Raw genomic sequence first — 12,668 nt, forward strand, 5'->3', positions numbered from 1 at the left:
CACTTTACTCCGCAGCTTCCATCACAGCGCCTTCAGACGTGGCGTTGGCCGTGTACTGGTCGATCCGCTTTTCGATTTCCGGACGGAAATTGCGGATCAGGCCCTGGATCGGCCACGCCGCCGCATCGCCAAGCGCGCAGATCGTGTGGCCTTCCACCTGCTTGGTGACCTCGAACAGCATGTCGATCTCGCGCTTCTGGGCGTTGCCCGTCACCATGCGCTCCATCACCCGCCACATCCAGCCGGTGCCCTCGCGGCACGGCGTGCACTGGCCGCAGCTTTCATGCTTGAAGAAGGCTGAAAGCCTTGCGATCGCCGCGATGATATCGGTCGACTTGTCCATCACGATCGCGCCGCCGGTCCCGAAGGACGACTTGACCTCGCGCAGGCCATCAAAATCGAGCTGGACGTCGATCATGTCCTCGGCCTTCACCACCGGGCAGGACGCGCCGCCGGGGATGACCGCCAGCAGATTGTCCCAGCCGCCGCGAATGCCGCCGCAATGCTTTTCGATCAGCTCACGGAAGGTGATGCCCATCGATTCCTCGACAACGCAGGGCCGGTTCACATGGCCGGAGACCATGAACAGCTTGGTGCCGACATTGTTGGGACGACCAAAGGAGGAGAACCAGCTCGCGCCGCGCCGCAGAATGGTCGGCGCAACCGCGATCGATTCGACGTTGTTCACCGTCGTCGGCAGGCCGTAGAGACCCATGTTTGCCGGGAATGGTGGCTTCAGGCGCGGCTGGCCCTTCTTGCCTTCCAGGCTTTCCAGAAGCGCGGTTTCCTCGCCGCAGATGTAAGCGCCGGCGCCGTGATGGACGATGATGTCCATGTCCCAGCCGCACTTGTTGTCCTTGCCGAGAAGGCCGGCGTCATAGCACTCGTCGATTGCCGCCTGCAGCGCCTCGCGCTCGCGAATGAACTCGCCGCGCACATAGATATAGGCGGTATGCGCGCCCATCGCGCAGCCGGCGATCAGGCAGCCCTCGATCAGGTGATGCGGGTCGTTGCGCAGGATCTCGCGGTCCTTGCAGGTGCCGGGCTCGGATTCGTCAGCATTCACAACGAGATAATGCGGACGGTCATCCTTCGGCATGAACGACCATTTGAGGCCGGTCGGGAAGCCAGCGCCGCCGCGGCCGCGCAGACCCGAATCCTTCATCTCCTGAACGATCCAGTCGCGGCCCTTGTCGATGATCGATTTCGTGTCATCCCACAGACCGCGCGACATCGCGCCTTTCAGGGACTTGTCCCTGTGGCCGTAGAGATTGGTGAAGATGCGATCTTTATCCTTTAACATGCTTCACTCCTACCGCGCTGTCCTGCCGAATACTTTTTCGTATTCCTCGATGCCGCCCTTGGCCAGAACGCCGGCCTGGCGCACCCATTCGTCGCGCTCGATGCGACCGCCGAGCTTCAGCGAGTCGTTTACCCAGGCGCATTCGCCGGGCGTCCAGGCCGCAATCTGCTCGAATTTGTAAATGCCGATATCGTTGAGAAGACCGGCAATCTTCGGGCCTACGCCGGACATCATCGTCAGGTCGTCGGCGTCATCGGGCTTCTGGTCGACGGCCGGCGGACGATCGCCCTTGGCGCCGTCGATCGCCTCCTTCGAGCCCGCGCCCTCGTCGGTGGCGTCGGTATCTTCGGATTCAAGCGCGCCCTCGCCTTCCTCGGTCAGCGAGGTGAAGCCGCCTTCGGGCGCGGAAAGCCAGCGGTCGATCTGCGGACCGGGCTTGATCTCGGAGCCGCGGCCGGCCTCGAATGCGTCGATGATCTCTTCCATCCGCTCGGGCGTCAGGTCTTCATAGACGTCCTTGAAGATCATCACCAACGGCGCGTTGGCGCAGGCGCCGAGGCATTCCACCTCTTCCCACGACATCGTGCCGTCGGCATTGGTCTCATGCGCCTTGGCGTTAATCTTCTTCTTGCAGACATTGATCAGGTCGCCGGCGCCGCGCAGCATGCAGGGCGTGGTGCCGCAAACCTGGATATGCGCGTTTGTTCCGACCGGCTTCAGCTGGAACTGGGTATAGAACGTCGCCACTTCCAGTACGCGGATCAGCGGCATGGCCAGCATGTCGGCGACCTTTTCGATCGCGGCGCGGGTCACCCAGCCTTCTTGGTCCTGCGCCCGCATCAGAAGCGGGATCACGGCGGACTGCTGGCGGCCTTCCGGATATTTCCGGATCGTGGCTTCGGCCCAGGCCGCGTTCTCGTCGGAAAACGCGAAGGCGGCGGGCTGGACATTCTCATCGGCTAATCGACGAACGGACATGCTTTCTTACACCTCTTCGGAGGTTGTCATCACGGCTTCCGCATATCCCACGTTCTGCCGCCGGTCTGCAACCGGCGCGGGACAGTCGGAAACGAATACTGCACTCTTTACGACCGCAAGCGTCACCGGTCCACCTCGCCGAACACGATGTCGAGCGTACCGATAATGGCGGTGACGTCGGCAAGCTGGTGGCCCTTGGACATGAAATCCATGGCCGACAGGTGGGCAAAGCCCGGCGCGCGGATCTTGCAGCGGTAAGGCTTGTTGGTGCCGTCGGAGACGAGATAGACGCCGAATTCACCCTTGGGGGCTTCCACGGCGGCATAAACCTCGCCCTCGGGCACGTGATAGCCTTCGGTATAAAGCTTGAAGTGATGGATCAGCGCTTCCATCGAACGCTTCATCTGCGCGCGCTTCGGCGGCACGACCTTGCCGTCCATCGAGTTGAACGGCCCGGTCTTGGCGTCGCCCAGAAGCCGCTCGACGCACTGCTTCATGATCTTGACCGATTCGCGCATCTCGTTGATGCGGACCACCCAACGGTCATAGCAATCGCCGTTCTTGCCGATCACGACATCGAAATCCATGTCGTTGTAGCATTCATAGGGCTGCGCGCGCCTGAGATCCCAGGCAGCGCCGGAGCCGCGCACCATCGGGCCGGAAAAGCCCCAGGCAAAGGCGTCCTCAAGCGTCACATTGCCGATATCGACATTGCGCTGCTTGAAAATGCGGTTGCCGGCGAGCAGCGCCTCGATGTCGTTGAGCTTCGCCGGGAACTGCTCGCACCACTTGCCGATATCCTCGACCAGTTCGGGCGGCAGGTCCTGATGCACGCCGCCGGGCCGGAAATAGGCCGCATGCATGCGCGCGCCACAGGCCCGCTCATAAAACACCATCAGCTTCTCGCGCTCCTCGAAGCCCCAGAGCGGCGGCGTCAGCGCGCCGACGTCCATGGCCGCCGTGGTGGTGTTCAGAAGATGGTTCAGCACGCGGCCGATTTCGGAGAACAGCACGCGGATAAGCTGGCCGCGGATCGGGATTTCGACTTCCAGCAGCTTTTCCACGGCAAGCGCGAAAGCGTGCTCCTGGTTCATCGGCGCGACATAGTCGAGCCGGTCGAAATAGGGCACCGCCTGAAGATAGGTCTTGGTCTCGATCAGCTTTTCGGTACCGCGGTGAAGCAGGCCGATATGCGGATCGACGCGCTCCACGATTTCGCCGTCAAGCTCCAGCACCAGTCGCAATACACCGTGCGCCGAGGGGTGCTCGGGCCCGAAGTTGATCGTGAAGTTGCGGACATTATGTTCAGTCATGCCGATCAATCCTGTTGCGACGCTATCGCCGCGAAAAACGCCGCGGACGTCATCTTCTTGGTATCGTTGGCGAAGGCGTAGTTATCCGGCTTCTCGTCGATGAATATCTCGCTTGCGAAACGGAAGCTGCCCGGCTCATCGAAAGCCTGGGACGAAACGACGGTATCCGAGCCATCCTGCATGCGCCAGAACAGGGTGGAGCCGCAGGTGCTGCAGAAAACCCGCTCGCCATACTCCGAGGACTTGTAGACCCCGAGGGCGGGCTCGCCTTCCACCTCGACGCTCCGGCCGCACTCAACGCCGAGGAAACCGGCCCCGCCGGTCCAGCGACGGCAAAGCCCGCAATGGCATGCACCCATTTCGTGACCCTTCGGAACGGCCGAAAACCGAACCGCGCCACAGATACAGCCGCCTTTCATACGATCAGCCATCACCCGCTCCTCAGTTCGCCTTTTCGTCGCCGGGCAGAACGTAATCGGGCCCTTCCCATGGCGACAGGAAATCGAAGCTGCGGTATTCCTGGCGGAGTTCGACGGGTTCGTAGATCACGCGCTTGGCTTCCTCGTCATAGCGCAGCTCGACGAAACCGGTGGTCGGGAAATCCTTGCGCAGCGGATGGCCCTCGAAACCGTAATCGGTGAGGATCCGGCGCAGGTCCGGATGGCCGCTGAACGGGATGCCGTACATGTCCCAGGTTTCGCGCTCGAACCAGTCGGCGCCGGGAAAGATCGGCGTGATCGACGGCACGACCTCGTCTTCGCCGACTTCCAGCTTGATGCGGATACGGGCGTTCTGAGTCGGCGACAGCAGGTGATAGACAACATCGAATCGCTTCTCGCGCGTCGGCCAGTCCACGCCGCAGACATCGATGATGCAGACAAAGGCGCACTGGCCGTCATCGCGCAGGAACTTGGCGACATCGACAATGCTCTCGGGCGTCGTCATCACCGTCAGTTCTTCATGCGCGAACACGATATCCGAAACGCCCTCGCAGGCTTCGCGGATATGGGCGCCGAGATCGTTCAAAGCTTCGCTCATAATAGTCTCCCGCCGCTATCGCTCGATCGTTCCGGTGCGCCGGATCTTCTTTTGCAGAAGAAGCACGCCGTAAAGCAGAGCTTCGGCGGTGGGCGGACAGCCCGGCACGTAGATATCGACCGGGACGACGCGGTCGCAGCCGCGCACGACGGAGTAGGAATAATGATAGTAACCGCCGCCATTGGCGCAGGAACCCATGGAAATGACGTAGCGCGGCTCGGGCATCTGGTCATAGACCTTGCGCAGCGCAGGCGCCATCTTGTTGGTCAGCGTGCCGGCGACGATCATGACGTCGGACTGGCGCGGCGAGGCGCGCGGGGCAAAGCCGAAGCGTTCGCAGTCATAGCGCGGCATCGACATCTGCATCATCTCGACGGCGCAGCAGGCAAGACCAAACTGCATCCACATCAGCGACCCGGTGCGCGCCCAGGTGATGAGCTGGGCCGAGGAGGTGACCAGAAAGCCCTTGTCGGCGAGCTCGTTGTTGATCTCGCCGAAGAAACGGTCATCAGCGCCGACCGGCTTGTTGGTCATCGGATCGACGACGCCCCGCGGTACGGGGGCGACGAGTGTCTCGTTGCTCACTCCCATTCCAGCGCTCCTTTCTTCCATTCATAGATGAAGCCGATGGTCAGCACGGCCAGGAACACCATCATCGACCAGAAACCGAACCAGCCGATATCGCCGAAGGATGCCGCCCAGGGAAACAGGAAGGCGACCTCGAGGTCGAAGATGATGAACAGGATTGCCACGAGATAGAAGCGGATGTCGAACTTCATGCGCGCATCGTCGAAAGCATTGAAGCCGCACTCGTAGGCGGACAGCTTTTCCGCATCGGGCGCTTTGAAGGCCAGCGCGAAGGGCGCGACCATCAGGGCCAGCCCGATGATGAGACAGATAGCGATAAAGATGACGATCGGAATATAGGAACTGAGGACTTCAGCCATATAAAACACCCTTGCCGTTTTGAGGCGCCCGGGTCAGCGCACCCGCAGGATAAACCGCGAGACCGAAAATTGATAGATGTCGGGGTCGTGACTAGCGCAGCCGGCGCGCTCGCGCAAGACATTCAAACCCTTTTCGTCGCGCTGCAACAAAGTTTCAACCGCCCGCCCTGATAAGCGGCGGGCCCGGCAGGCAAAGGCTGCGGCAAATTGTTGCGGTTGTCATCCATTATGGAAAGAAGCGCGAAACGCGCAACGACGTCCGAAACGAAGAATCGCGCCAACGCAAGGCTATGAGAACAAGCCACGCTGTAAGCGCAAATTTCGGACCATCCTAGGAGAAGAATAATGGCGCGAGTGACGGGGCTCGAACCCGCGACCTCCGGCGTGACAGGCCGGCACTCTAACCAGCTGAGCTACACCCGCGCTTTTGCCGTTTCAAGTTCGAACCGCTTGTTTTCGAAGCGCTTCGTCTGTCGGCGTGAGCGGCTGTTTAAGGGGGTCGCCTGAAAGTGTCAAGCAGCTTGTCACGCATTTCTGATTTTTTTACGATCGCCGTCCTGGGCCTGTGCGAAACCGGCAAAATGAAGCCTCTCGGCGGGGCCGCCGGATGCACCGGAGCAACAAGAGACGTCACGGCCGCAGGAGCGAAGCGACGTCGTTTCCAGTAATGCATCTGGGATCGGTTACTGTGGCAGTTTCGGATTGGCGTGCGCGAGCCGGCGGAATCAGGAGACTGATCTCGGCCTGCGCTTGAGGATCAGCAGATCCGTTACATCTCTCAACTCGTGGCCGAGGACACTCCAATCTTGAGCCATTTGCCGTCGCGATAGGTTTCCGTTGAGTCGTAGAGTTTCATAAGTCTGGGGCTAAGAGCCTCACGCCGAGCTTCCACCTTTTCGCGTTCCGCCGCTCCCAACACGATGACCACGTAAAAAGCGCGGTACTCCGGCAGAAAGGTACAGAACGCCCTGTTCTTCTTGTACCGCAGCGCCCAGCCGTGCTTCTGGCCGCCAAATATCCAGTCCGGCGCGAATACCCCGGGATAGGCCGCGGCAATCCAGTCGCGCAGCGCGGACCATTGCGTATATGCCTCCGGCCCGATCCAGTCGCGAATGGCGATGTCATCGGGCGGGGCCGATCTGTCGGTGAGGCGGTCGCCAATGTGGGGAGACTGATTCATAACGCAATGCCCTCTGCAACCACGCTGTTATCGCAGATGCGCGAAGTTCTGGAAAGGCACCTCACCTTGGCCGGCTCCAGGGGCGGGCGGCGAAGGCGCGGTCAAGCCTGCGGCGCAAATTCATGCAGACTGTCGCAAGCTTTGCGGGCGCGGACGCGAAAAAAATATGTAAAACCGTACATTCCCCTCTTGCGGTTTTGCCGCGTTCCGCATATTTCACGCCTCACCAACGCGGTCGGGCGATTAGCTCAGTTGGTAGAGCGCCTCGTTTACACCGAGGATGTCGGGAGTTCGAGTCTCTCATCGCCCACCATTCCCTTTTTAGGGCACTGTTTTCCCATCATAGTTTCCTCAATCTGTCTGATCGGCGCTTTTTTGCTTTCAAGAGTGAGACATTTCTGTTCCTGAAGCGTTCGACACGTTCGAAGGCAGTTCGGGAAAGACGGCGCTTTTCGGCTTTACGAATGTAGATCTGAGCAGTGCTGCGATGGCGCCACCCAAAGGGATTTCTGTTCGGTTTTGGAAAATGGCCATTCTTCATAGACCATTTATGCGCCCTCACCCCCGCATCGCGGAGGCGACAATTAGGGACATCTGGGGACAGATAATACCTTCCGATGCGATTTTAGAGGTCGAGATCCGATATCTTATATAAGTGAAATTGAACTTTAATACGATATTCGTCGGCTATTTTTCGACTTTTCATTTTTATATTATTCACTTCCTCAATGGAAATCTCATTTCCAGTTACAATTACAAAATGCAGAAACATTCTCCTGCCTGAATTACGAAATTCATCCGAAACTATCTGATATCTAGGAAGTATTTTGTTAAGAAATGACACAATATTTCTATAAATTCTAACGTATTTAACCTCTACAACATGAACTAAATTACCGTCATACGCCACCCCATCAAATACGATACTTGGTGATAATTTCGACGAGAACTTTACGTTTCGATCAAAGCTAATCTCTAGTTCACTTCCAAGACGGGTCAAGGCATTCCGTTCTATCGAGGATAGGTACGATAAGCCGGTAGTCGCACCATATCTCCTCGATTGAGAGCCGACGGGCGCGGTGATGGTCACCTTCGCGTCGCTTTGTGCAGGCTCCTCGACTGTTCCCTCAATCCCATCGGCTGCAACGAGATCACTTTCTCCATTTTTCTCAGTTTCGATCTTCTCCTCCTCAGCTTTCGACGCAAGCTCTTCGTCCGTTGCCTTGGAGAACCTTCTGAAGAAATTGGTTTCGTCCTGCCAATCGGACGGAGCATACAGCACACTCCTATTAAAATTAAGTGTAGCAAAAAACAAAAAAACCAACATAGATGGAAAAAATATAAGAAACCAAATATACAATCTCTGATTATCTTGAGAAATAAATGGCAAAACCCCCGTTCCGCTTATTTCCGCTATCCCTGCAAAAATAGCTATAATTGTTAAAGGGTTTCTTATCGAATTTTTGCCCGACATTTACTGTCTCCGATAGCGACGAATATGTGGTCTTTCTGTCAAAGATACCCTATTTCAAGTTCCGCGAACATTGCAATTATTTCGACCCAAAATGAATGTTCCCTTCACAGAGCGGAACCGTCGCTTTACGCGGATCTTTTTTTGACCTCATGGTTCGTATTGATTTCTCTTGCAGCAGGCGGTCTATCATCGCCCACCATTCTTCTTCCTTCAAATATCGTTTTCTGATTGGCATCGTCGGGCTTGCCTTGTGTCGGTCGACGACTCGGCAGTGATTCAATCGCTGTGGAGCGTTTGATTCTTTTACGATTTTGACATTCTGCAAGCCTGCCCTGCGGAACTCCTTCGGAGAATTGGGTCCGAAAAGCAAAAATCCGCGACCCGCGTAACCGCCCCAATACATTATAAACGTTTTAAACAATCAAGCCGCCTCGATATTTGACCTTCCGGTCAAAAAATCCAGAAGAATCCTGCGTTTACCATATCATACTTCCGCGTTTTATATTGCCTGTAACAGAAAACCATAATAAACTCCGCTGCGGAGGATCACTATTATGGCAAACTATAAATGCACTGATTGCATGATGGTGCAGAACACCGGTCGCGTTTGCCGGCGTTGCGGGAGCTATAGTCTTTCTGCGCTTGAAACCCATGGTGGCGCTGTCACGGAACGCGAGCGCAACACCCAGGTGCCCGCTGCAGCATCGTCCAACATGCCGGTTTGGCTGTCATTTTTCGGAATTGCGGTTTTGACGTCCTATCTGCTGCTTTTCCACGTGTGACGCTCGGCGCGCGCCGCATGCCACCTCCGCCGCAGGAAAATCCGGGGCGGAGTGGCAGCGCTTTGGTCGTTTGGTCAGCAGACTTCGGGCCCGAGTCGGGGCGTCGACGAAAAAGTGGAGTCCGGCTTTTCGGTCAAGCTGTGCTTCAGGGGTAGACGATCCGACCCGCCAGAAAAGGCAATACGCGGCTGAAGGCCATGGCTGCTGCGTCTGATGGTGCCAAGTCTGAGGCAAACGTGATCGGCCGGCGCTTCGGCAGCACATAGGTCGCCACGGCCACGCGCTCAATCAAAAGAGCTTCGAAGCCGGGTCGCGTCCTCAGGCACCCTCAGGGCGTCAGCGCGGCGGGGTATGATGGCCTCAGGCCGTGCGGCTCTTGGCGCCGTCGGAAAACAGCGAGCGACCATTCTGGTCGATGATCTGCTTGCCCTTGCGGAAGGTCCACTCGATCGCTTCATCCTGGGAGGAGAACAGGTCGGCGCGGATGAAGGTCCGCGTCAGCGTCTCGTCGTTCACCTCTTTTTCGATTCGGCCCTGAAGGCGGTACTGCGCCCCTTCCTTGACCGGCTCGGCGAAGATGATGCAGTCCTCATGGACGATCGATTTCACCGCCTGCTCGTTCTCGCGCCCCTCGCCGCCTCCGCCGCCCGAAAACAGTGAGCCGATCCGAGAAAAAAACGATGCCATCTTCAAAACTCCTTTTTTATCTTTTTAGCCGATCGGCGATTGCCGCGCCAGCGTCGACTGTCAGATGATCAGGTTGGCGAGAATCTCGTTTTCGGTAATGTCCTGATATTTCAAACCGTTATTTGCAAGGTTTTCAAACAGAACATGAAAATTTTCCGGACGCGAGGTTTCGATCCCGATCAGGATCGAGCCGAAATTGCGCGCCGATTTCTTGAGATATTCGAACCGCGCGATATCGTCGTCCGGCCCCAGCAGGCCAAGAAAATCTTTCAGCGCGCCGGGGCGCTGCGGCAGACGCAGGACAAAGTACTTCTTCAGTCCCGAATAGCGCATCGCCCTTTCCTTGACGTCCGGCAGGCGATCGAAGTCGAAATTGCCGCCGGAGACGAGCACCACGATCTTCCGGCCGCGGACCCTTTCCGCCGGTAGCCTGGAAAGCGCGGTCAGAGCCAGCGCGCCCGCCGGCTCCAGCACCACGCCCTCGACATTCAGCATCTCGGTCATGGTCACGCACAGCGCATTTTCCGGCACCGCCATCACCTGATCCGGCGAAAACCGCCTCAGCGCCTCGAAATTGGCATCGCCGATGCGGGCGACGGCCGCGCCATCCACAAAATTATCGACGTCCTCGAGCGTCACGATCTCGCCGGCCTCAAGCGAGCGCTTCAGGCTCGGCGCGCCCTCCGGCTCGGCGAACAGATAGGCGTCATCCGGTAGGCGATCGGAGAAATAGCTCGTTATCCCCGCCGACAGCCCGCCGCCGCCGACCGGCATCACGATCAGATCGGGCAGCCCCTCACTTTCCGGCCAGGCGTCCTCGATCTCGCTCGCCACCGTCGCCTGTCCCTCGATGATGTCGGGATGGTCGAAGGGCGGCACCATGATGCCATCATGCTCGGCGGCAAATGTGCGGGCGGCCGAATAGCAGACGTCGAATATATCGCCGACCAGTTCGATGCGGATGAAACCCTCCCCGAAGGTGCGGGTCTTGTCGATCTTCTGCTGCGGCGTGGTGACCGGCATGAAGACCACGCCCTTGACGCCGAAATGCCGGCAGCTGAAGGCAAAGCCCTGGGCGTGATTGCCGGCAGAGGCGCAGACGAACACTTTCGACGCTCCGTCGCCGCCCATCCGCTTGCGCATGAAATTGAAGGCGCCGCGCAGCTTGTAGGAACGCACCGGAGACAGATCCTCGCGCTTCAGATAGACGTCCGCGTCGTACTTCGCGCTGAGATGGGCGTTGCGCTGCAGCGGCGTCGCCTCGCACAGGTCTCTCAACGCCGTTTTGGCCGCTATCACGTTATCGCGCATTTCCTGCTTCCCATTGAGTTTGTCCTGTGACACCGCTATGGCATACAAACCGGGTCACGAAAAAGCCCGTATCTGACAAGAGAGTATGACAGGGAACTGACCCTTGAACGCCACGCTTCTGCGGTCTGCCTTCTATATCGCGGCGATTTGCGGCATTTATCTCGCAGCCGCGATGTTCGTTCCGGCCATGGTTGACCTCTATTACGCGAATGCCGACTGGCAGGTTTTCGCCCTGTGCGGCTTCATGGTCGGGGGCACCAGTGCGGTCACCGCGGTGGCCATGCGCGGCAATCCGCCGCCCTTCAGCCGCCGCCTCGGCTTCTTTCTGGTCAATCTCTTGTGGATGACCTTCGGCCTGATCGGCGCAATCCCGATCTATCTCGCAAGCGGCGAACTGACCTTTGCCCAGTCGCTGTTCGAATCAATTTCCGCGATCACGACCACCGGCTCCACGGTTCTGACGGGGCTCGATCAGGCAGCCCCCGGCCTTCTCCTGTGGCGCTCGCTGCTGCAGTGGATGGGCGGCATCGGCATTGTCGCGCTCGGCCTGTTCATCCTGCCGTTTCTGCGGATCGGCGGCATGGCGTTCTTCAAGATGGAATCCTCGGATACCGGCGACAAGCCGTTCGCGCGCATGGCGAGTTTCACCCGGGCGTTTCTGGCGATCTATGTCGGCATTACGCTGCTATGCGCGATCTGCTACGGCTTTGCCGGCATGTCGCAGTTCGATGCCTTCAACCACGCGCTGACGACTGTGGCGACGGGCGGCTTTTCCACCCATGACGCCTCGTTCGGCTATTTCGACAGCCCGGCGCTCTTGTGGGTCTCGACCTTCTTCATGACGCTGTGCAGCCTGCCTTTCTCGATCCTGATCCTGTTCGTGGTGCGCGGCCGGCTCGATTCGCTGCGCGATCCGCAGATCATGCTGTTTTTGACCTATCTTTTCGTGGCGGTGTTCCTGCTCTCGCTCTATATCAGCCTCAACGACCAGATGGACTTCCTCGCCGCGCTGACGCAGTCGGCGTTCAACGTCTCGTCGATCCTGTCGACCACGGGCTACGCCAGCACCGACTATTCGCAATGGGGCGCCTTCGCGGTGGTGCTGGTGTTCTTTCTTACTTTCATGGGCGGCTGCTCGGGCTCGACGGCGGGCGGCATAAAATCCTACCGGTTCCTGATCCTCTTCAACATGCTGAGGACCGGCATGAAGAAACTGATCTATCCGAACGCGGTCTATTCGATCCGCTACGGCCGGCTCAGCGTCGATTCGGAAACCCAGCGCGCGGTCTCGATGTTCTTCACCGCCTACATCCTTCTGTGGGCGTTCGGCAGTATGGCGATGTCGCTGCTCGGCTACGACCTGATCACCTCGACCACCGCCGTGCTGACCGCGCTTTCCAATGTCGGCCCCGGCCTTGGCGATATCATCGGGCCGGCGGGCAATTTCTCGACCTTCGCCGATCCGGAGCTCTGCCTGCTGGCGATCCTGATGCTGCTCGGCCGACTCGAAATCCTGACCGTCATGGTGGTGCTGATGCCGATGTACTGGCGCAGTTGACGCCGGCGGACGGACCGGAAAAACCGAAAAACCATGTCGCCTCGCGCGGCAACATCGGTTATGGAACGCGAATGCCATCTGAAAAACCAAAGCGGGA

Annotated in this window: 13 protein-coding genes and 2 tRNA genes; 3 read left to right on the forward strand and 12 right to left on the reverse strand. The window is 58.5% G+C overall.

Annotated features, from left to right (window positions below):
- Positions 1-4: 4 nt before the first annotated feature.
- The 9 genes from nuoF to V6767_RS16245 all read right to left on the reverse strand — a co-directional run bounded on the left by nuoF (position 5) and on the right by V6767_RS16245 (position 6,759).
- Positions 5-1,303, reverse strand: coding sequence for an NADH-quinone oxidoreductase subunit NuoF (nuoF, locus tag V6767_RS16205; protein ID WP_448474427.1), 1,299 nt, complete (start codon positions 1,301-1,303; stop codon positions 5-7).
- Positions 1,304-1,312: 9 nt separating this feature from the next.
- Positions 1,313-2,281 (reverse strand): NADH-quinone oxidoreductase subunit NuoE, encoded by a 969-nt coding sequence (gene nuoE, locus V6767_RS16210; RefSeq protein ID WP_448474428.1) that lies wholly within the window; start codon positions 2,279-2,281, stop codon positions 1,313-1,315.
- 122 nt (positions 2,282-2,403) lie between these two features.
- Positions 2,404-3,594, reverse strand: a complete 1,191-nt coding sequence (locus tag V6767_RS16215; protein ID WP_448474429.1) for an NADH-quinone oxidoreductase subunit D — start codon at positions 3,592-3,594, stop codon at positions 2,404-2,406.
- Positions 3,595-3,599: 5 nt separating this feature from the next.
- Positions 3,600-4,025, reverse strand: coding sequence for a GFA family protein (locus V6767_RS16220; RefSeq protein WP_448467074.1), 426 nt, complete (start codon positions 4,023-4,025; stop codon positions 3,600-3,602).
- Positions 4,026-4,035: 10 nt separating this feature from the next.
- Positions 4,036-4,632 (reverse strand): NADH-quinone oxidoreductase subunit C, encoded by a 597-nt coding sequence (locus tag V6767_RS16225; protein ID WP_448474430.1) that lies wholly within the window; start codon positions 4,630-4,632, stop codon positions 4,036-4,038.
- Between the two features lie 15 nt (positions 4,633-4,647).
- Complete coding sequence (locus V6767_RS16230) at positions 4,648-5,223, reverse strand: NuoB/complex I 20 kDa subunit family protein (RefSeq protein WP_230720602.1); 576 nt, start codon at positions 5,221-5,223, stop codon at positions 4,648-4,650.
- Positions 5,214-5,579 carry an NADH-quinone oxidoreductase subunit A gene (locus tag V6767_RS16235; RefSeq protein ID WP_230720603.1) on the reverse strand — a complete coding sequence of 122 codons (366 nt, stop codon included), beginning with the start codon at positions 5,577-5,579 and terminating at the stop codon, positions 5,214-5,216. The genes V6767_RS16230 and V6767_RS16235 overlap by 10 nt, the downstream gene beginning before the upstream one ends.
- Positions 5,580-5,925: 346 nt before the next feature.
- Positions 5,926-6,002, reverse strand: a tRNA-Asp gene (locus tag V6767_RS16240).
- Positions 6,003-6,357: 355 nt separating this feature from the next.
- The gene (locus tag V6767_RS16245; protein ID WP_448474431.1) at positions 6,358-6,759 is read right to left on the reverse strand and encodes a DUF3788 domain-containing protein; all 402 of its coding nucleotides are present in this window, start codon (positions 6,757-6,759) and stop codon (positions 6,358-6,360) included.
- A 237-nt stretch (positions 6,760-6,996) separates the two neighbouring features.
- Between V6767_RS16245 and V6767_RS16250 the strand changes: the two genes are divergently transcribed.
- Positions 6,997-7,072: transfer RNA gene (locus V6767_RS16250), tRNA-Val, on the forward strand.
- A 312-nt stretch (positions 7,073-7,384) separates the two neighbouring features.
- Here the strand turns inward: V6767_RS16250 and V6767_RS16255 are convergent.
- Complete coding sequence (locus tag V6767_RS16255) at positions 7,385-8,233, reverse strand: hypothetical protein (RefSeq protein ID WP_448474432.1); 849 nt, start codon at positions 8,231-8,233, stop codon at positions 7,385-7,387.
- A gap of 554 nt (positions 8,234-8,787) precedes the next feature.
- Here V6767_RS16255 and V6767_RS16260 point away from each other — a divergent pair.
- Positions 8,788-9,015, forward strand: coding sequence for a hypothetical protein (locus V6767_RS16260; protein ID WP_448474433.1), 228 nt, complete (start codon positions 8,788-8,790; stop codon positions 9,013-9,015).
- A 360-nt stretch (positions 9,016-9,375) separates the two neighbouring features.
- Here V6767_RS16260 and V6767_RS16265 read toward each other — a convergent pair whose 3' ends face one another.
- Entirely contained in the window at positions 9,376-9,702 is a 327-nt protein-coding gene (locus V6767_RS16265; RefSeq protein ID WP_230720605.1) for an HlyU family transcriptional regulator, read from the reverse strand.
- A gap of 60 nt (positions 9,703-9,762) precedes the next feature.
- Positions 9,763-11,013 (reverse strand): threonine ammonia-lyase, encoded by a 1,251-nt coding sequence (gene ilvA / locus V6767_RS16270; protein ID WP_448474434.1) that lies wholly within the window; start codon positions 11,011-11,013, stop codon positions 9,763-9,765.
- 103 nt (positions 11,014-11,116) lie between these two features.
- Here ilvA and V6767_RS16275 point away from each other — a divergent pair, with 103 nt between their 5' ends.
- Complete coding sequence (locus V6767_RS16275) at positions 11,117-12,571, forward strand: TrkH family potassium uptake protein (protein WP_448429404.1); 1,455 nt, start codon at positions 11,117-11,119, stop codon at positions 12,569-12,571.
- Positions 12,572-12,668: the final 97 nt, after the last annotated feature.

Source organism: Martelella sp. FLE1502 (assembly GCF_053484255.1).